This is a genomic window from Bacillus coreaensis (assembly GCF_050586445.1).
GTDB lineage: Bacteria > Bacillota > Bacilli > Bacillales > Cytobacillaceae > Robertmurraya_A > Robertmurraya_A coreaensis.
Genome location: NZ_JBOCCY010000025.1, coordinates 23,783 through 45,168, shown reverse-complemented (window position 1 = coordinate 45,168; position 21,386 = coordinate 23,783). Strand labels below are relative to the sequence as shown.

Sequence of the window (21,386 nt, the reverse complement as noted above, 5' to 3'; positions counted from 1 at the left end):
AATCTTTTTACACAAAACTTCACTGATTTTTCAAGTAAAAAATCGTTCTAATGAACTATCCTAGTTCTGTTCGTAAAACCAATCAACCTTAGCTTCTTCCCAAAAGTCACGCGCCGTTGCAGTTACATCCATTTGCTCTAAGGCTATTTGTCTCCGAATACTGTCTTTGACATCCTTATACTCGAACGTTCTCCCTTTTATCTGATCGTGAAGCATAACAATGGAAAAACCATTATCTGTTTTAATCGGACCTGTCCACTCATTTTCCTTCAACTTCTTGACAGCTGCTAAGTAGTCGCGGGCATACTGGTCCATTTCTTCACTAACATAACCAATATCGCCCCCTTGATTTGCACTGAATTCATCAATGGAACGTTCCCTTGCTAATGCCTCAAAACTTGTACCCTGTTCAAGTTCCTCTAGCGCCTTTTTTGCTTCTTCTTCCGTCTCTACAATAATATGAGAAAGGTGGTAAGCGGTTGGAATTTCGTACAGGCTAGAATTTTCCTCATAAAACTTTTTTAAATCCTCTTCTTCCACTACCACGTCTTTTGTCAGAAGCTCATCAAGCATGATGCTATATTGAATTTGCTGTCTCCATTTTTCTTCATCTAGGTTCTCATTAGATCCTGACCCGTACATGGTTTTCACCAAAAGAAGCTCTCTATCTACTGCTTTTTTTGAAATGGAGATGTCATATTTTTCAGCTAAATGAGCAATTGCTTTTTGATCAATCATCTCACTTAATATATCACGTCCATAACGCTCTTCCATTTCCCCAAGCCATTCCTGTCTAGTTATTGTCTCATTCCCTATCGTTGCCACTACCTCTTTACTACCACCGTTATCCCGTGATAAGAAAAAAATAATGGTTGCACAATTTAGCAAGAGAAGGCCGACAACTAAAGACTTTAAATACCTTTTATCCACCATTTCTCCCCCAGGTTTTAATTAAAATTTCGCCTGTTCCTTTAGGACTTCTAATTCTTCTTTCGTAAACTGATATTTTTCATTACAGAAGTGGCATTGCGCTTCCGCTTGGCCATCTGTCACAATCATATCTTCTATTTCCTCTTTACCTAGAGAGATAATTCCATTCGAGAATTTCTCCTTTGAACATGTGCAAGAAAAAGTAACAGGTAAGGTTTCAAGGATTTTTACGTTTTCTTTACCTAGTAGCTCATTTAGTATTTGCTCAGGAGTGAGGCCCTTTTCAATCATCTTAGAGATCGGTTCAATGGTTTTTAAGCGAGCTTCTATTTCTGCAATCGTTTTATCTTCTGTTCCAGGCATTAACTGGATAATAAATCCACCTGCAGCAAGAATACTATTATCAGGATTGACTAAGACACCCACTCCAACAGATGAAGGAACTTGTTCTGAAGTGACAAAGTAATAAGTAAAGTCCTCACCCAGTTCTCCTGAGATAAGAGGTACTTGGCCTGTAAAGTTCTCACGTAGCCCAATATCTTTAACAACTGATAAAAAACCATCTGTTCCCACTGCTCTTCGAACATCCAGCTTTCCATGTTCATTCAAATCAAAATGAGTTTGAGGATTGGTTACATATCCGCGTACTTCCCCTTTTGCATTTGTATCAATTAAAATCGGACCAAGTGGACCCCCACCATTTATTCTAATAGTGATTTTTTCTTCCCCTTTTAACATAGCACCCATCATTACCCCTGCAGTCATAGCTCTCCCTAAGGCAGCTGATGCCGTAGGCCATGTATAATGGCGTCTTTGTGCCTCTCCTACTGTTTCTGTACTCCTAGCTGCGTAAGCACGAACTTGCCCGTCATAGGCAAGAGCTTTTATTAAATAGTCACCCATTTGTTTACCCCTTTCAGTCATACAAAGCTGTTATCTTACTTTATCGTTTCCAAATTTCTTTTATAAATTATTTGAAGACCTTTTAATGTTAAAAATGGGTCTACAATATCAATAATATTGGATTCCTGTGCAATGAGGTTGGATAATCCCCCTGTAGCAATAACGGTAGGCTTTGCTCTACTTTGATCCTTCATACGTTTGACAATTCCCTCCACCTGACCTACATAGCCATATAGAATCCCCGCTTGCATGGCCGCAACCGTATTTTTCCCTACCACCCCATCTGGACGAGCAATTTCTATCCTTGGAAGCTTGGCAGCCCTAGTATATAGAGCTTCTGTTGAAATATTAATACCAGGAGCAATGGCTCCTCCCATATATTGCTTATGTTCATCTATGTAACAATAGGTTGTTGCCGTACCAAAATCAACGATGATCAATGGACTTCCATACTCATGAATAGCAGCTACTGCATTAACTATCCGGTCTGCTCCAACTTCTCTTGGGTTTTCATACTTTATATTTAACCCCGTTTTGATTCCTGGTCCAACAACTAAGGGCTTTATATGGAAATACTTTTGGCACATACGTTCTAAAGAGAACATGATAGGCGGTACAACGGAAGAGATAATGATTCCGTCTATATCCGAAAAAGAAAGATTGGCATGCGTAAATAGATTCTTAATAATCATTCCAAACTCATCTTCTGTTTTTGAACGGTTTGTTTCTATTCTCCAATGATGTTTTAATTCCTCTCGATCATATACACCTAACACAATATTGGTATTACCCACGTCAAATACAAATATCAAACGTCTCACCACTTTATTAAAATTTCTTATCCTTTAGTTTCATTCTGCCAACATCATACCATAACTATCCAACGCAAGCATAGAAAAGAGGCACTCAGTAGATGAGTACCTCTTAAGATTTATTATTCTTTTTTACTTCTTAAATCAGGTAGTGTACTTTCATTTGAAGATGCCTCATCTATTGACGATTCTTCTTCTTTCTTACCGCCGATGTTCACTTTCACATCATCTACCACTGATGTTGTAGGGTTTGCATCAACACCATCCTCACTAGATGGTCGATCAGGAAGTGATCCTTTTTCAACTAGGTGCTTAATTTGCTCAGCATCTAGAGTTTCTACTTCAAGAAGTGTATTTGCTATCAAATCAAGTTTATCTCGGTTTTCAGTGAGAAGCTTTTTCGCTTTAGCGTAACACTCTTTAATAATGGTTTGGATCTCAAGATCGATATCATATGCAATCTTATCTGAATAGTTTTGTTCATTATGAATGTCTCGCCCTAAGAACACTTGACCACCAGAAGTTTGACCAAATTGTAATGGACCTAACTTCTCACTCATTCCGAACTCTGTAACCATTCGGCGAGCAATTCCTGTTGCACGTTGGAAGTCGTTATGAGCGCCTGTACTTACTTCACCGAAGACAATTTCCTCAGCAACACGTCCTCCTAGTAAGCCAACAATTTTATCAAGTAACTCAGGTTTCGTCATGAAGTAACGATCTTCTTTTGGAAGCATTACCGCATATCCACCTGCTTGCCCACGAGGGACAATCGTTACCTTATGCACCATTTCAGCTTCCTCTAACACCACACCAATAACGGTATGGCCCGCTTCATGGAAAGCAACAATATTGCGTTCTTTCTTAGATATGACACGGCTCTTTTTCGCAGGTCCCGCAATAACACGGTCTGTCGCTTCATCAATATCTGTCATATCAACTTTTTTCTTATTTCGACGAGCTGCAACTAATGCTGCTTCATTCAATAAGTTCTCGAGATCTGCTCCAGAGAACCCTGGAGTACGAGCTGCAATCGCTTTTAAGTTAACTGATTCATCAAGTGGCTTGTTACGCGCATGTACTTTCAACACTGCCTCACGACCAACAACATCTGGACGATCCACAGTTATTTGACGGTCAAAGCGCCCTGGACGTAGTAACGCAGGATCTAAAATATCTGGTCGATTTGTAGCGGCAACGATAATAATTCCTTCGTTTGCTCCGAATCCATCCATTTCAACAAGCAATTGGTTTAACGTTTGTTCACGCTCATCGTGTCCACCACCAAGCCCAGCACCACGCTGACGTCCAACTGCATCAATTTCATCAATAAAGATAATACAAGGTGCATTCTTCTTTGCATTTTCGAATAAGTCACGTACACGCGATGCCCCTACCCCAACAAACATCTCAACAAAGTCTGAACCACTAATGGAGAAGAATGGAACACCTGCTTCACCAGCAGCCGCACGGGCTAATAGTGTTTTACCGGTACCTGGAGGTCCTACCAAAAGTACTCCTTTTGGAATACGCGCACCTAGTTCTGCAAATTTACGAGGATCTTTTAAAAATTCAACGACTTCAACGAGCTCTTGCTTCTCCTCATCAGCGCCAGCTACATCTTTGAAACGAACCTTCTTCTTGTCGTCATTGTAAAGCTTCGCCTTGCTCTTTCCAAAATTCATGACACGGCTTCCACCGCCTTGTGCCTGATTCAAAAGGAAGAAGAACAAAATAAAGATAATGACAAACGGAATAATAGAAGTAAAGAAAGTTACCCAACCACTTGTTTCCTTCGCAGGAAGCACATCTACAGTAGGATCAGCCTGCTCAATCCTTTGTAATAGACTTTCACTGTTCCATACGTAAGTAATAAATGTTTTTCCTTCTTCTGCACCTTCAAGTGTCCCACGAACTTCATAAACTCCTCTTTCAGGCTGAACTGAGATGGACTCCACCTGTTTAGCTTCAAGATGGTCTACGAATTTACTATAAGATATATTTTCGGTCGGTTCATTATTACCATTAAAAAAGCTAACCACACCAATAATCACTAGAAAAATTAATAAATAAAAGATGGTATTACGAAAAATCCGATTCATCCCTTACCTCCTCCCACGGGTAAACAAACTATAGTAAATAGTAACATAGAAAATTGTTCCAGTATATGAATATGCCTATTTAATATGCATACTATACTAATTCTTTTGTCGTACGCTTACTCGTTATTTGTTGTGTAAACTTCCGGCTTCAAAACCCCAATATAAGGTAAATTACGGTATTTCTCCGCATAATCGAGACCATAACCTACAACAAACTCATCAGGAACGATGAATCCAACATAATCTGCCGCTATATCAGCCTTACGTCCAGTAGGTTTATCTAATAATGTGACAATATTAATCGACTTTGCTTTGCGGTAACGGAAAAGCTCAACAAGATAGCTAAGTGTTAACCCACTATCAATAATGTCTTCGATTATTAATATATCTCTACCCTCTACTGAAGTATCTAAATCCTTCAAAATCTTCACTTCACCAGAAGATACCGTTGAATTTCCGTAACTTGACACATCCATAAAATCCATTTCAAGGTATGTATCCATTCGTTTTAAAAGATCTGACATAAAAGGCATCGCACCCTTAAGTACGCCAATTGCTAATGGGAACTTATCACTATAATCATGTGATAGTTTTGCCCCTAACTCCTTGATTTTCTCCTGAATTTCTTCTTCAGAAAATAAAACTTTTTCAATGTCATTTTTCATCATGATTTGTTTGTGCCCCCTAGAAGATCATTGCTTGTTATATTGTAATAGTATGTATTTCTTTTCATCAACTTGAACGAAAGAAGATATATCTGATTTCTTTATGCCAGGAATCCAAATGATATGATCATTTGAGTCTGTAACAATAGGCCACCTATTTCTCTCTTTAATGGGTAGCTTCAGATCAATAAAGATATCTTTAATCTTTTTTGTTCCTTTCATCCCTTTCACTCTCATTCGATCTCCCTCTCTCCTTGTTCTGACCTTCAGCGGAAGATTGCTGTAGGTTAAAGGAAGTAGAAGTTGATTAATGTTAGTATATTCTATTTCTTTATCAAGATATTCCCAAGTCATGAAATCCCCTGTTGGTAATACTGTTTTTCCAACCTTTAATTCAATTTCAAAGGTTACATCCTTTGGTAGGGTATGTTGAAATTGAAATTGTAACTCTCCATATGAACGAGTTACCTTTAATTTTTCAGGTAAATCAATCACACCGGAGGGCTGAGGATTGTTGATAAGAGAAAAGATCTGTTCAATATGAATAGCAGAAAGGGAAGCTGGTTGTTGCTTATAAAGATAGTTTAATATTAGTTTAATCACTCTTCTTTGTAAAGGCATTGGCATTGAGCATAGGGTTTGAATGTCAACAACATTTTTTTCTTCACTTTGAAAACTTATGACCTTTGTTAATTGCTGGTTTGCCAAGTCTTCCAAAAAGCACTCTGTCTCTTCCATTTCCTCACTAAACCTTTGAAAATGCTCATGTACCCTAGGGTTTTCAGCTTTCAAAAAAGGAAGGATGGTGTGGCGAAATCGATTTCTACTATATCTGTCACTTTCATTACTAGGGTCTCTTCTTGGATCTAACAAATGTCTTTGGCAGTATTCTTCTATTTCTTGTTTAGAGGCGCAAAGAAAAGGTCTTAGAAGGGTCCCTCTATCAAATGGTCTTGAAAAAGGGATACCGACTCTAGCTTTTCCTGAACTTCCTCTTGTTAACCTCATAATTACCGTTTCCATTTGGTCATCCCCGTGATGTCCGAGCATCAAATAGCGAAGGTTTTCCCTTCTCATCGTTTCTTGAAAAAAAGAGTATCTGCATTCTCTAGCAGCTACCTGGGAGCTCAACCCTGTTTCTTCCATGTACAATGGTACATTTATAGAACGAACCGTTATAGGAATGTTCCTTTCTTCACAAAAGGACTGTACAAACCTTGCTTCACGCTCGGACTCACCTCCTCTAAACATATGATTGACATGTGCAACAAAAAGTTTTAATTGGTAACGCTCTTGACGCCTCCATAGGAAATGCAGAAGTGCAAGGGAATCTGGGCCTCCCGATACACCAACTAAAATGCTGGCTCCCATTAAGTTTATTTGTTTTCGAGTTAGAAAAGCTTCTACTTTTTGTTCAAGCATGAGATTCTTCCTTACTTCATTGTCTTATCATTAGCTTACCATGTTCTATACATTCCTTCAAAAACTAAGGGATTTATTTATTATTTTTTTATAACTGCCCATAAATATAAAGGAAATAAAGAAAGGACAGCGTCGTTACAATGAGCATTGTTTCAAGGGCATGCCTTTTCTTTTTCTTTTTTACAACAGTTTGACGACTTTGACCCGTTTGATTTTGCGCCTGGCTTCTTTGCTGCTGCACAGATGGTTTAGAGCGTTGCTTTTGTGATTGTATATTGGATGCCTTCGTTGTATTGGGCTGAATAGGAGCATGATTACCTTCAATTATTGCTTTTCTCATGTCCATAGCTGATTGGTATTTCCCTTGCAGTGCATGAATGATCACTTGCTCAAATTTTAGTAATTCAGACTTTTGTCTAATCATCATTTGTAACTGATTAAGACCTCCTGAGGTTTTCTGGAACCGCTTTGGATATGCGGTATTGATCATAATCATCGCAACTGCAAATAAGTCGTAAGCTGGATCTGCTTTTCTTGATCCAAGACCCCAATAGCCTCTATCATAAAACTCTGTGAATTCTTTGATTGCTCTTCCTTGAATGGTTGTACCTCCAACATCAATACATCGTATTTTCGATGGTGGACCTGTAACGATTAAATTTTCTGGCTTTAAGTCCCCAAAAGTCCATCCATTGACATGCAATAGATGGAGATCGGAGAGTAACTGTAGCACAAGAACTTCAATCCATACTGACCCCTTTTGTTGTATAAACGTTAAAAAGTCCGGACCTTTAATATATTCCATTGCATAAAAGGATACCTTTCCTGACGGTCTTATCCAATCATCCACATCAACCAAAGAAGGCCCTAGGGTTGACCCTTGGACCTTGGCAAAGGATTTGAGGACATTGACCTCAGAAGTAATTGACATGCCATTATGACTCAACTTTAATGCTATATACTGATTTAAGTACTGAGCAAGATAAACAATTCCATTTGCTCCATACCCAAGCTCCTTGACAATTACATATCTATTCTTATGCCATTTCCCTTCAACAATTGTTCCAGCTGTTAAATTAGACAGATTCTTCAAAGAATTGTTCATCATCACGAGAAAGTAGGCTCCTTAACGAACGTTTTTTCTTAAAGGATGACAGTGCTTCACGGAGTGCGGGACCAGTAGGTGTAATTCCACCTGTTGTAAGTTTTGAAAAAATACTACTTAATGATTCTAACCTCGGGGTCCAATCTAGCAATTTTTCGACATCATTCTTTTTCCCGGGAAATACAAATACGGAAAAATGATTGTCACCTGACCTAGCATTAAGGCTTAACGATAGGTCTAATAAAGCCTCTTTAACAGTTGGAAGCTTGTGTTTCATACTTGCGCTTGTGTCGACAAGAATCAACACTTCCAGTTCTACCTTTTCTCCAAGCTCATCAACAACCTCCATTACTTCGCCTCGTTTTTCCGGAGGTAAGTCCTCTACTGTCTGTGAACCACCTAAAATTTGCTGTAATTCCTTATTTACCACTCCTTGAAGTGTTTGTGTCATCGCCTTTCTTGTAACCATTTGTACGGTTTGAGAAAGCTGCTGTGCATAGACTACTTGACTTACTCCTCCACCAGATAATGCAATATTCTCAATTTCTCTTAAACCTTGATCATCAATAACATCCTGTTCCATCACTCCAATAACATTTACAGTGATCCCTTGTTCTTTTGCTAAAGCTGAAACAGCAATTGGGTCCTCTCCTTGGTTTGAGCATCCATCAGTTATCAAAAGAATTTGTTTTAATGTGCCAGTTTTCATTCGATTCCCCTCCACGTCTACATATTGATAACATTTTCGACTAGTTGGAGAGGAAATATACATATCTTTTCTCTTTACTGTATAAAATAACTAGTTTGCTTTTTGTCGATATTTATTAACCGGTATAGAGGACCACTTCGGAGTATTATGTTTAATCTTTGAAACAACGACTGTCATATCATCCTCAATATACCCTGAACGAGAGCGAATCACCTCTTCCATAATTAAATCAGCCACCTCTTGTGGATCGTCCGTAACTAACTCTCCGATTTTCCGTTTCATCCAAAGGTCATAGTTCTCTACATGCTTAGGCCCTTCAAATACTCCATCACTCATCATAATCAGGAGATCACCAGCCTTTAATTGTTCACTTACCACATCCACATCAAACTCCTGAATAATCCCCATCGGAAGATTACTCGCTTGGACTTTAATAACTGCGTTCCCCCTCTTAATAAAACTTGGTGTTGAACCAATTTTCAAGAAACGTACAGCGGCATTTTGAAGATCAATCATTGCTAAATCTAAAGTTGAGAATATTTCATCCGTTGTGCGCAGAGATAGGACAGAATTGACTGACTTAATGGCCACCTTCTCCTCTATTCCCGATTGCAGAATTTTCTGTAGAAGTTGAAGAGTTTCCTGGCTCTCGATATGGGCTCTTTCCCCATTTCCCATGCCATCGCTAATGGCAACAGCATACTTTCCACCACCAAGCTCAATCGTTGAATAACTATCACCTGATACAAAGCCCCCATCCTTTGCCGCATGAGCAACCCCTGTATCAATTGTAAAAGCCTTCGCCGAATGGAACGTTACATGACAATAACCATTTGGATAGGAAGCACACTCTTCTGCATTTACAACGATGTTTTCCCCTAATATGTCTGATAACATAGGTGCGATGATCTTTTCACATTCTCCATGTCCATTACAATATGGAATGGTTATATCTATATCAACACTTCCTTGTTCAAGGCTATAGATTTCAACATGTTCTATATGAACACCATACTCTCGTAATGCTTCAAGTATAAGTTCTTCTTGCTTATAATGATTATCTCTTTCCCTTTGAATCTCCTTTGCAAAGTTCCCCATGACCGTTGAAACACCCAGGAGTTGGTCAGCCACAAGTCTTCTACTTTCCTGCACTTGTTTCTTCAGCTTTTGATTCGCTTGATAGAAGGTTAATTCCTGTTGAATCGCATCGACTACCTTTTTGGACTTTGTGCAATGTTTCTCCCAGTCTCGTGAAAGCTTTAATGGCACAACACCAGAGTTTTGATCCATTTCATTCATAATATCTTTCATATATTCATAAGTTGTATTAAAGTTTCTGGACCAGCAATTTTCCTTTTTAAAGCAAGTTTGACAGGTCTTTTCTGTTACGTTTCCTAGGAAAAAGTCAAGTTCTCTATCTTTGTCTATTTCTCCACTATCATCTAATGATGAAAAACTGTCTGACAGAGCTTGAAAGACAGAAGAGAATTGTTCTACTCTTTGTGCAGTTACATCCCTCATTTTTCTCATATACTGCTGTTGCTCAGCAGAATACTCGGGTGTTCCAGGGATATGCTTGGCTAGTTTAGATGTTAGTGCTTGAGGTGTCAGGAAAAATAATAGAATCGCAGCAGATGTTTCTAAGACGGTTTTGTAAAGAGAACCACCACCCTCTCCGTACATGCCAATTAATAAAGTTGCTATTAATAATCCAACGGCTACTCCTACTTTTTTCCCCTCTTTTAAAAGTCCTCCTAACAGCCCCGAAAAGGCTAGTAAACTCATATGATAGAAACTAGTAATGTTCGCCAGACTGAATATTAATCCCGTCACAACTCCGACAGTAGAGCCTACGGTTGCCCCAGCAACAAAGGAGAATACTAATACTAAATACCTCGACATAATATGTTCAATAGATAAATCATACAATGACCAACCAATGGTCCCTGTCATAATAGATGCCAGCATAATAATAAGACATACGATTTCTTCGGTTTTTAAAGTTTGTCTTCTTTTACTTATTGAAAGAAGAGGGATACTCTGAAGGAAAATTAGGGTTAATATGAAGCCAAGACTAGCCTCAACCCCTGCCATCATTCCATCGTAAAGTGATACATTGCCTGTTGTTAGATAGCTTTTTCCAATCTCACCAATACCCAAAGTGAAGAATACATAAAAGGGGATTGCACGAACTTCTGTTTTCAACCATCTTTTCGTTAGTCGAAAGGCAAATAAAAAGAGAAAAGCTGTGCAAAAAGCAAAAGCGGAATTTACAATTGAAAGGGTTGCTGCACCAGCTACTAGTCCGATTAAAGCAAGAGGAGCTTTGTCCTTTTTTACGAAATAGACAGCCGCAAAAAAAGGAAGGGCAAAAGGCGTTAGTTTAGCCAATATAAGGGCTCGTCCAAGCAAAAATCCGATGAGTAGTAGAAGAATTCCTTTCTTTACGAAAAACGTCTCTAACTTTGCTTGTAGCTTGCTCAACATATTTCCAAACTCAATCTTATGTTTATTAAAATTGACATCACCGACAGGATCAATAATATTCCTTTCTACCTTTTCCATAATTTTTACACCCCATTTTTGTTTCGTTGCAAGCATTATAAAAAACATAAGTTCAAAATTTTGTCATAATTACTCAACATATTCCAATTTTCCTTCGACGTAATTCTTGGATTAATACAAGAATTATTCAATAACGTGACAAGATTCTATATATTTCTTCGCTTTCGGAACTATATTCATAACTTCGGAAGTCAAAACCCCTTCCAAAAAGAAAGGGGTTTTTGTAGAAATTATGGGAATAAAAATAGTCATTTTTTATAGAAATTTATGAACCCATACAAAAAGGCAAGCCGTTTTTCGGCTTGCCTTCATATTTATTAATGTATAAGCAGCAAGTTACCCTCTTCTAGCTCCTCTTCCACCGCGCTTAGACTCAGTATTACGCTTAAGAGAAGACAGTCGATCTTCACTATCTTTTAAGAAACGAGCCATTTTAGACTCAAAGTTCTCTTTAGCAGGCATTCTATCATTTGCTTTCCCTTGACGCGGACGCCCTGCTCCTCTTGAATCATTTCCGCCACCACGATATGGTGGTCTTTCCGATCTTTCTGGACGAGAGCTACGTTCAGGTCTCTCAGGTCTTTCAGGTCGATCCACAGCTTTTTTAATTGATAAACCGATCTTCCCATCTTTCTCAACATTGATAACTTTTACTTCAACTTGGTCACCAACTTTTAGATGGTCATTAATGTCCTTAACATAATTATCTGCAACTTCACTAATGTGAACAAGACCTGTTGATCCTTCCGGTAGCTCTACAAAAGCTCCAAAATTAGTAATGCCTGTTACCTTTCCTTGTAACTTGCTGCCTACTTCGATTGACATAAAAAGAATGTTCCTCCTTAAGAATATAAAAAATCATACTTTATATATATTATACAGAAAGGAAAAAAAGCGTGTCAATAAGCCGAGTTACCGGTTCATTTTTCCTTGTCATTTTTTTCCTCTGGGAGGTTGAAAATTATCTCGTTACTATTGGAAAGAAAGAAATCCTTTCTTGCTAATTTAGCGATATATTCTTCATCATTTAACTTAATGATTTCCTCTTTAAGGATGGTTTCATCCTTTTTTAAGGCGACTAGTTCCTGGTCCGCCTTTTGCTTTTCTTCCTTCATTGCCTCTAGAGTCGCGGATTGCCTTAGGAGTGTAGATACAATAAAGTATGCTGCTAATCCTACAATTACAATAAAAACAATAAGCCTTCTCATAAGCAGAGTTCTTTTTCTTGCATTTTGAATCACTGCCATTTCCTGATGCTCCACATATTGTGACGGTATTTTTGTTATATTGCGTTTTCTAACAACACTCACCTCGGCGTTCCCTCCTTACTCTTTGTCCTTTCTCCACCTAGAAAGAACGTTATTAATGGTATTCTTTATTCTCTGATAATATCCTGCTAACTTATTATATAACTTCTCGACGGTTTTTTTAATATGTTTCGGCAATAAATTCCAAAATAATATCAAGAGCCATTTGATAGGGGTAAGTACCAGTTTAATTATCGTCCAAATGACCCTGATTGTCCACATCACAAGTGCGAATAGTCCCTTTCCTATAATCGTAACTAGACTAACACAACCTAGCAAGAGAGAGACAATGGGCCTATAAATAAGCATAAGGAATATTTTAACAGCATACCGATAAATAGAGATTATCATGTTTATGATAATCTCTAAAACTCTTGCGTACCCACGCTTTAAGAGACTTTGGTAAGCAGCAAACCCACAGAGAATGGCCAGGAAGATATAAAACCTTAATTCTCCTTGGTTAATAACAAATAAAACATAGAAAAAAATCAAACCTTGTAGAATCCAAAAGAATATGTCGTTTAAAAATACAAGCCAAGACTTTCTTTTCGATCGAAATAAGAAACGATTATACGTATCAATTGCAGCACCTAGATAGCTTCCCATGGCCGCCATGGAAATCATTGTTAAAAATTGTGTAGTAAGCGTCATCGGAATAGCTTGCCAAAGAAACCTTTAGCCTTCTCCCCATGCTGATCATCTAAATACACAAGATCAAAAACTTTCCCTTTAATTGATACAATCCCTTTATCAACATCTAGGTTTTTCATCTGCAGATTCTGACCCTTAATAGCAAGAAAGCCCATTACGGTTTCAAGAAGAAACTCTTCATTATCAAAACTCTCAACTTGTTTCACACCTGTGATGTCTAAAAGTCTACGTCCCCTCATGATGACATCATGATCTGGTAACGTAGATCCCTTTGAAGTATTTGTGTCATAGTATTGGCTCATTCTCTCATCCCTCACAATCACTTTGTACAACCTTTTGTACATATGTATGAAGGGAATGATTCAATTAGAACAGAAACATAAGGATACGATTCCTCTTCTAGCTAGCTATTCAACGGCTTCTTCAACCTTCTCTTCCTTAACAAGACTATACATATCTGCCGCTTCCTCTTTTCGAGAAGTTTCTTGAAGCTTTTCAATTTTTACCGTTACGATCTTTTGCCCAAATCGGACAGCCAGTTCATCTCCAACTTTTACGGTTGAGCTCGCTTTTGCCTGGAGGCCATTTATCGTAATTCTCCCTTGGTCACTAACTTCTTTTGCAAGTGTTCTTCTTTTAATAAGACGTGAGACTTTTAAAAATTTATCTAATCTCATATTAAACTCCTCCTTATCGCTCTTCTTTTTTTGCCTCATTCCAGAACTGATCAAGCTCTTCTAACGTAAATTCATCAAAGCTTTTCCCACTTGAAAGCACCTTAGCCTCTATAAAGGCAAAGCGTCGCATGAATTTTTGATTTGTTTGAAACAAAGCCTCTTCAGGCTGAATTTGTAAAAACCGAGCAATATTGACCAGAGCGAACAAGATATCTCCTAATTCCTTCTGCAAATCATCTGTATGCGTATCCTTTGCGAGTTCTTCCTCAAACTCTAGAAGTTCCTCTTTTACCTTTTCCCATGCTTGTAATACATTTTCCCAATCAAAACCAACCTTTGCCGCCTTTTTTTGTAATTCATAAGCACGTATTAAGTTAGGTAAATGTGTACCTACACCATCAAGAATAGAAACTTTTTGTTCCCCTTTTTCTTCCACTTTAATCTCTTGCCAATTTTTCAAAACTTCGTCAGCCGTTTCGGCGGTCACATCACCAAATACATGCGGATGCCTTCTAACCATCTTCGCTGATATTCCCTCAATTACTTCATCAATAGAGAAATATCCTTCATCCTCTCCGATTTGTGCATGTAGCATTACTTGAAGTAGTACGTCTCCTAGCTCTTCAATCATGTGGTCAATATCTTCTTCCTCTATTGCTTCAATTAACTCATATGACTCTTCAATAAGATACTTTTTTAAAGATTGATGTGTTTGCTTTTTATCCCAAGGACAGCCATTTGACCCACGAAGTTCAGCAATTATATTTCGAAGCTTAGAAAACTCTTTATAAGATAACTCTTCATTTTGAACAGGTGGTACATATACGGAGGTTAAGTTATTTAATGTCACTTCTCGGTCAAGCTCATGCAACGGAACCTTTTTGACCAGTTCTTTGGAAGTACCTGCTGCTGTTACAATCGTCACATCATGGTCATAAGGGTATTTTTCCATTAATGTTAGTTTTACTTCTGAGGCAATAAAAGTGTCATATACCTGCCCGATAATCAGATGCTGACTCATATAAATATCGTCACGCTTCAGATTTGTCCCATCTAAAAGTTGGAATCCTTCTATTGGATCGATTTTTACTGCCTGAAACAAGGGATCTAAAAAACTTTGACCTCCAATAACCTCAATCTCTACCTGTAGCTCATTTGCTCTTTCTAACAGAATTTGAACCGTACGTTCGGCAACCATTGGATGTCCAGGAACAGCATACACTAGTGACCCCTTATTTGCTTTTGAGATAAGATCATCGCATATAGACTCATATACCTCATTAAATGTTTCTTTTGCTTCGTATATATGATCATATGAAGTAAACTGAAAATCTTCTTTTCTCACTAACTCATCCACTACAGGATGTTCTTTCGTTCGAAGATGCACTCTCTCACTTTGTTTTAAAATTTTATATATACCAAGTGGCAGCTGATCCATATCACCTGCACCAAGACCAACGATTTGGATTTTATTCAAATTCATCAACTCCTATTTTTTTTCGGGAGTAATTGTATTAGTTTGCTTCCAAGAGGCAATAAACTCAATTCACTCTCTTTAAATGTATATAATCTTAATATAACAATTAAGTAGCTTAGTCCACCTAATATGACACCAACCATTGCTTCTAAACCAGACTCTAATCGACTCGGTTCATTCAGGAAATGATCAATAAGCCACTGGTACCCTTTTAATACCAAAAACATGATGAAAGCAGCCACCGCAACCTTTATTAACTCTTTCCCTTTTATAATCTCTCCCTTTACCCTTGTTAGTAGAACCATAAACAAAAGGATGCAAATAATAACAAGTGATAAAACGGAAGCAAAGACCGCACCATAAGCTCCAAATAGGGGCACGAAATACATATTAAATAAGTATTTTAATAAACATCCAAGAACAATGGTGATCGCAGGAAAGACGATTTGCCCCATTCCTTGAAGTACCGCACATAAGGTGATAATAAGGGAACTTAAAAGAATGATGGTGCTTTGCATAGCAAGAATGGATGACCCTTCGCTATTTCGAAATAAAAATATATTGGTCGGCTCAATAATGGAAAGAAGCCCAATACTTGCTCCGCATCCAATCATTATGCTAATAAGCAAAGACAAGCGAATTCGATCATGTAACACCCTCATATTCTTTTTCACTTTTTCACTAGAGATAATTGGTACAAGCGCTAACGACATCGATGTAGCTACTACCGTTCCGAGTTGAATAAGAGGAACTCCTCGATCATATATTCCCTTTATTTCTTTTGCAGCATGTTCATTTGTCACAATTTTTAATAATAATGAATACAGGTTTAGAGAATCTGCCAGTTGAATAAATAAGAGAAGCATACTACTTACACTAATAGCAAATCCTTGAATACAAACTAATTTTATAATTCCCTTTGCTTCAGACCATGATGGAATGGATGCCTTTTGAAAAAACAACGGGAGATCCTTTTGCCTCTTTTTAAAATAGAAAAGCAAGACGGATACTGCTACTAGCCCTCCGATAACGGAACCAAACATCGCTCCTGCTCCCACTGTATATAGATCTTCGTTCCTCAAAAAGAAGGCAACCATTAAAATGGTGCTGACTCGTATAAATTGTTCACTTACTTGTGATATTGCCGTCGGCTTCATATCACCACTTCCCTGGAAAACCCCTCTCAAAATAGATAGAACCGGGAATAAAAGAAAGATAAAAGAAATGGCCTTTAAAAGAAGGGCAATATGTGGGTCCTGCATAAAAGAGGCTATATAAGGAGCACCGTAAAATAAAGCTATAAATAAGATGACTCCAATCAAAGATAAAAGAAAAGAGGAGGTTACAATTAGCTTCTTTGCTCCTTGAACGTCTTTTACGCTCATTTTTTCAATATAAAGTTTAGATATAATAACAGGAAAGCCGTATGTACATAACACCAAGGCCATTCCGTAAAAGGGATAGGCTTGTTGATAGATATAAAATCCAACGTCCCCAACTAGGTTTTGGAAGGGAATTCGATAAAACGCACTTAGCACTTTAACAATAAGTGCAGAAACAGTAAGAAGTAAGGTTCCCTTTAGTATGGTATGTGACTCTATATGGGGTTTAATCACCCTCACCCCCAATTTATGTAATTCGGAGTTATTATAGCACATCAGAGACATGCATACATGATAAGACGGAAAAAGAGGCAGCTGATTGCTACCTCTTTTTCACCCTGAATTTTATGATTCCATCTGTCTTGCCAGGAATCCAGCAGCTGTTTCTACAGCTTTACGCTCTACTTCACCGATAGTGGATTCTTTCGAGAAGATGATGACAGCACCGATAGGATCACCATTTGCAATAATTGGACCCACGGTGTATGAAGAAATGGTTTCTTCAATTCCATCGATTAATGCGACTTCACCCTGTTGTGTAATAATGACCGACGTTCTGTCTTCCATTGTTTTTTCAACCAGATCACTAATATTCTTATTTAAATAGTCCTTCTTTGAGCTACCTGCAACAGCTATGTAAGCATCTCTGTCACAAATTAAGATGGGATTTCCTAGGCTATCGTATAGAGCCTCTGCATATTCCTTTGCAAAGTCACTTAACTCGCTGATTGGAGAATACTTCTTTAAGATCACCTCTCCATCGCGGTCTACGAAAATTTCTAACGGGTCTCCCTCACGAATTCGAAGAGTTCTGCGGATTTCTTTAGGAATGACGACACGACCCAAATCATCGATTCGACGAACAATACCAGTTGCTTTCATCCAACGTTGCCTCACTTTCATCTGATGATTTAAACGATTGGCATCCATCTCCCTACGTTGTGAAATGATTGCCATTGTTTGAACTTAGTATCTTTCATATGGAAAGTTCTATACACTTACATAGTTTTTTCTCTAAAATGTTAAAATTAACAACGATGGATAAATAAACCAATTAATCTTTACTTACCCCTTACCTTTGCAATTAAACATTTTACTATGCTACTTATCTCTTATGAGACAATACTTCCTAGATCCTTCCTTGCATTATGAAGACCTTTCATCATCTTGAATGCAGCGTCTAGCCACTGATCTAGCCCAACTCCCTTAATATGAAGAACCATCTTTAATTTACTACCGTCCATTCCAAGTCCAACCATCCGGCCAAATTGACTGCTTACCTCAAATATTTTCTGCCCATCTATTTGAGAGCTATCCTCTTCAGAGACAATGATGTTAATTTCATTTTTGCTTTGCTTAATTGTCTCTACACCCGCCATTCTCGCATAGACCTTTAACTCGGATAATTGGAACAAGTAGGCCACTTCATCAGGGAATTCACCGAATCGATCAATCATCTCCTCCTGAAGCTCTTGTACATCTTCTAGAGTTAATAGTCCACGGAACCGCTTATACATTTCAATTTTTTGATTTCCATCACGAATGTATGTGTCTGGTATATATGCATCTACCTCCACATCAATCTCAACAGGCTTTATAACAACCTCTTTATCGATACCAACTTTTCTTTCCTCTATTGCTTCCTTAAGCATTTGAGAATATAGGTCAAATCCGACAGAATCAATAAATCCATGCTGTTCTGCACCTAATAGATTTCCAGCTCCACGAATAGATAAGTCACGCATGGCTATTTTGAAACCAGATCCAAGCTCAGTAAATTCTTTAATAGCTTGAAGTCTTTTTTCTGCAACTTCTGTTAATACCTTATCCTTTCTATAGGTAAAGTACGCGTATGCCACCCGGTTAGATCGTCCTACACGTCCTCTTAGCTGATACAACTGAGAAAGACCCATACGGTCAGCATCAAATACAATCAAGGTATTTACATTAGGAATATCTACACCCGTTTCAATAATGGTCGTACTAACAAGTACATCCGATTCTCCTTCTAAAAACCCAAGCATAGCAGACTCAAGCTCATTCTCCGTCATTTTACCATGTGCGTAAGTCACACGAGCATCTGGAACAAGCGCACTGATTTCTTCTGCTTTTCTTTCAATATCCTCCACACGATTGTAAAGGAAATAAACTTGCCCACCACGTGCTAATTCCCTTTCAATCGCTTCTTTTACGAGTCCACCGTTATACTCCATCACATAGGTCTGAACCGGGAAACGGTTCTCTGGAGGAGTCTCAATTACCGATAGATCCCTTACTCCTAGCATCGACATATGAAGAGTTCTCGGTATCGGAGTAGCCGTTAACGTGAGTACATCTACATTTGTTTTTAACTGCTTAATCTTTTCCTTATGTGTGACTCCAAAACGCTGTTCTTCATCAATAATCAACAGCCCTAAATCGCGATACGTAATGTCTTTAGAAAGAATTCGATGAGTTCCTACTACCACATCTACCGTACCTGTCTTTAGGCCATTAATGGTCTCATTCTGCTGCTTTCTGCTTCTAAAACGACTTAATAGACCGATATTAATTGGATAATCTTGAAAACGTTCCCTCATAGTCTCATAGTGCTGCTGAGCTAAGATCGTTGTTGGGACGAGCAAAGCAACCTGCTTACCATCTGCAATTGCTTTAAATGCAGCACGAATGGCAACCTCAGTTTTTCCGTAACCCACATCCCCACACAGCAGTCGATCCATCGGACGCTCTCTTTCCATATCCTTTTTAATTTCCTGGATAGAACGCAGTTGATCCTCTGTCTCTTGATATGGAAATGCTGATTCAAACTCTCTCTGCATATCTCCATCTGGACTGTAGGCATAACCGACAGAAGCTTCCCTTTCTGCATAAAGCTTAATAAGATCATCAGCAATATCTTGAACAGATGACTGAACCTTCGTTTTCACACGTTTCCAGTCATTCCCACCAAGTTTATATATTTTCGGCTCCTTGCCTTCAGATCCCACATATTTTTGAACCAAATCAATTTGCTCTACAGGAACATATAACTTATCGGTTCCTTGATAGCGAATGTGTAAATAATCCTTATGCACTCCGTTTATGACGAGCGTTTCAATCCCAAGATACTTCCCTATCCCATGATTCACGTGAACAACATAGTCGCCCACTTTTAATTCTGAGTAACTCTTTATCCTCTCAGCATTTGATAACTTTTGTCTTCTTGTTGTTTTCTTCGAACGTTTATTAAAAAGTTCTTCCTCTGTTATAACAACAATTTTCTGTATAGGTAACTCGAAGCCTGTTTGTAACCCACCTTGCATAATTTGGACTTTTCCTTTTAAAATATCCTGCTTTTGGTCCGCAACAACTGCTTCGATTTCATAGTCTTCTAATACTCTTTCTAGTTTCTTACTTTTCTCATTATCTTCTCCTAAAAAAATGACGGAGTACTTCCCTTTTTTCCAACGCTCAATTTCCCCTTTTAACACATTCATCTGTCCATGGAAATTTTGCATTTGCTTACAAGTGACATTAATAATATTTTGAGGGTTCGTATTGGGCACATGTCTTAGGAAAAGTGACATATATACAATTGATTTTTTAGATTTTTGTAGCATTCCATTCAGTTGGTGAGACACAGGAATATCATGAACAATCTTTCCCTCACCTAGAAGGCTTGTATACCATTCAGCTTCCTCTTTATCCAAAGAATCGCTCATTTCCTGAACTCTACTAATTTCATCTACAAAAATAAGACCATTTTTCGGCAAATAGTCTAATAGACTGTTAGACTTTTCATAGGCGAATGATAAATACTTAAATAACTGCTCTGGCCTCTGACCATTCTTAAGCTGTTCGATTTCATAGCCTATATTTTGAGACAGTACGGTTTTTACTTTCTCATCCTTCAACTTTTTCAAACTCTTTGCTAGATGCTCCTCAAGCCGCTCGGCGATTATTGGAAAATGGGAATCATCTAGTGGCGCTTCCGTTGCTGGTCCAATAAAAACGGTAGACAGTTTATCCTTTGAGCGCTGATCTTCCAATGAGAACGTGCGAATAGAATCTACTTCTGTATCAAAAAACTCTACCCGAATCGGGTCCGCTTCCGTAAGCGGATATATATCTAAAATCCCCCCACGTACACTAAACTCACCAGGTGCTGCAACCATTTCAGACCTTGCATACCCCATTTTCACAAGCTGAAGACTTAGCTCACCTAACTCAATATCTTGCCCTAGGGAAATCGTATATTGTTTGGATTTCCAAAGCTCGAGTGGCGGAAGATATTTTCTAACTCCAGCAATAGGAGCAATAACAATTCCACCTGCATTGCTGCTTAAATAATTTAAAGCCTCTATTCTCTGTGCCTTTAATTCTGGACTAGCAATACTCATCTCAGCTGCGATGAGTTCATTAGCTGGATAGAGGAAGACCTCATCTACCTCAACCAATTGGATTAAATCATCATAGAGCTTTTGAGCTTGTAACAGATTATGAGTAACGATAAGCATTGGCTTTCTCATTCGCTCATACATTGAAGCCAAAAATACTGTCCTTGCAGAACCAGATAGCCCCGCAATCAGCTGTTCAGTAATGCCTTCTTCAATTCCAGAAAGGACGGATTTTGTATCATCTAATTCACTGAAAAGTTGCTTAATTGCTAACATATATGCCCTCCTCCCAATACCTACACA

18 protein-coding genes are annotated in these 21,386 nt (G+C 38.3%); all 18 read right to left on the bottom strand.

All coding sequences use genetic code 11. From position 1 onward, the window contains the following. Window positions 1–60 precede the first annotated feature (60 nt). Complete coding sequence (locus ACQ5H4_RS22415; protein WP_430777101.1) at window positions 61–933, bottom strand: peptidyl-prolyl cis-trans isomerase; 873 nt, start codon at window positions 931–933, stop codon at window positions 61–63. An 18-nt stretch (window positions 934–951) separates the two neighbouring features. Next, a complete protein-coding gene (gene hslO, locus ACQ5H4_RS22410) occupies window positions 952–1,833 on the bottom strand; it encodes an Hsp33 family molecular chaperone HslO (RefSeq protein WP_430777100.1) in 882 nt (293 codons plus the stop codon). A gap of 35 nt (window positions 1,834–1,868) precedes the next feature. Continuing rightward, window positions 1,869–2,645, bottom strand: a complete 777-nt coding sequence (locus tag ACQ5H4_RS22405) for a type III pantothenate kinase (protein WP_430777099.1) — start codon at window positions 2,643–2,645, stop codon at window positions 1,869–1,871. A gap of 122 nt (window positions 2,646–2,767) precedes the next feature. Further along, window positions 2,768–4,747 (bottom strand): ATP-dependent zinc metalloprotease FtsH, encoded by a 1,980-nt coding sequence (gene ftsH / locus ACQ5H4_RS22400; RefSeq protein WP_430777098.1) that lies wholly within the window; start codon window positions 4,745–4,747, stop codon window positions 2,768–2,770. Window positions 4,748–4,863: 116 nt separating this feature from the next. Then, entirely contained in the window at window positions 4,864–5,415 is a 552-nt protein-coding gene (gene hpt / locus ACQ5H4_RS22395) for a hypoxanthine phosphoribosyltransferase (protein ID WP_430777097.1), read from the bottom strand. Between the two features lie 24 nt (window positions 5,416–5,439). Then, on the bottom strand, window positions 5,440–6,834 hold the full coding sequence (tilS, locus tag ACQ5H4_RS22390) for a tRNA lysidine(34) synthetase TilS (RefSeq protein WP_430777096.1): 1,395 nt from the start codon (window positions 6,832–6,834) through the stop codon (window positions 5,440–5,442). Window positions 6,835–6,922: 88 nt separating this feature from the next. Further along, window positions 6,923–7,942 (bottom strand): protein kinase domain-containing protein, encoded by a 1,020-nt coding sequence (locus ACQ5H4_RS22385; RefSeq protein WP_430777095.1) that lies wholly within the window; start codon window positions 7,940–7,942, stop codon window positions 6,923–6,925. Continuing rightward, window positions 7,911–8,711 (bottom strand): vWA domain-containing protein, encoded by an 801-nt coding sequence (locus ACQ5H4_RS22380; RefSeq protein WP_430777094.1) that lies wholly within the window; start codon window positions 8,709–8,711, stop codon window positions 7,911–7,913. Before ACQ5H4_RS22380 ends, ACQ5H4_RS22385 begins: the two co-directional genes overlap by 32 nt. A gap of 27 nt (window positions 8,712–8,738) precedes the next feature. Further along, a complete protein-coding gene (gene spoIIE / locus ACQ5H4_RS22375) occupies window positions 8,739–11,213 on the bottom strand; it encodes a stage II sporulation protein E (RefSeq protein ID WP_430777093.1) in 2,475 nt (824 codons plus the stop codon). Between the two features lie 336 nt (window positions 11,214–11,549). Beyond that, complete coding sequence (locus tag ACQ5H4_RS22370) at window positions 11,550–12,038, bottom strand: S1 domain-containing RNA-binding protein (RefSeq protein WP_119706222.1); 489 nt, start codon at window positions 12,036–12,038, stop codon at window positions 11,550–11,552. Window positions 12,039–12,133: 95 nt separating this feature from the next. After that, window positions 12,134–12,523 carry an FtsB family cell division protein gene (locus tag ACQ5H4_RS22365; RefSeq protein ID WP_430777092.1) on the bottom strand — a complete coding sequence of 130 codons (390 nt, stop codon included), beginning with the start codon at window positions 12,521–12,523 and terminating at the stop codon, window positions 12,134–12,136. Window positions 12,524–12,538: 15 nt separating this feature from the next. Continuing rightward, the gene (gene yabQ / locus ACQ5H4_RS22360) at window positions 12,539–13,171 is read right to left on the bottom strand and encodes a spore cortex biosynthesis protein YabQ (protein ID WP_430777090.1); all 633 of its coding nucleotides are present in this window, start codon (window positions 13,169–13,171) and stop codon (window positions 12,539–12,541) included. After that, window positions 13,168–13,473, bottom strand: a complete 306-nt coding sequence (gene yabP, locus ACQ5H4_RS22355) for a sporulation protein YabP (protein WP_430777089.1) — start codon at window positions 13,471–13,473, stop codon at window positions 13,168–13,170. The genes yabQ and yabP overlap by 4 nt, the downstream gene beginning before the upstream one ends. 105 nt (window positions 13,474–13,578) lie before the next feature. Then, on the bottom strand, window positions 13,579–13,848 hold the full coding sequence (locus ACQ5H4_RS22350; protein ID WP_251524188.1) for an RNA-binding S4 domain-containing protein: 270 nt from the start codon (window positions 13,846–13,848) through the stop codon (window positions 13,579–13,581). 13 nt (window positions 13,849–13,861) lie between these two features. Then, the gene (gene yabN, locus ACQ5H4_RS22345) at window positions 13,862–15,331 is read right to left on the bottom strand and encodes a bifunctional methyltransferase/pyrophosphohydrolase YabN (protein WP_430777088.1); all 1,470 of its coding nucleotides are present in this window, start codon (window positions 15,329–15,331) and stop codon (window positions 13,862–13,864) included. After that, window positions 15,331–16,941 (bottom strand): putative polysaccharide biosynthesis protein, encoded by a 1,611-nt coding sequence (locus ACQ5H4_RS22340; protein ID WP_430777087.1) that lies wholly within the window; start codon window positions 16,939–16,941, stop codon window positions 15,331–15,333. Before ACQ5H4_RS22340 ends, yabN begins: the two co-directional genes overlap by 1 nt. Window positions 16,942–17,052: 111 nt before the next feature. Beyond that, on the bottom strand, window positions 17,053–17,589 hold the full coding sequence (gene spoVT / locus ACQ5H4_RS22335) for a stage V sporulation protein T (protein WP_160548451.1): 537 nt from the start codon (window positions 17,587–17,589) through the stop codon (window positions 17,053–17,055). A 230-nt stretch (window positions 17,590–17,819) separates the two neighbouring features. After that, window positions 17,820–21,359 (bottom strand): transcription-repair coupling factor, encoded by a 3,540-nt coding sequence (mfd, locus tag ACQ5H4_RS22330; protein ID WP_430777086.1) that lies wholly within the window; start codon window positions 21,357–21,359, stop codon window positions 17,820–17,822. Window positions 21,360–21,386: the final 27 nt, after the last annotated feature.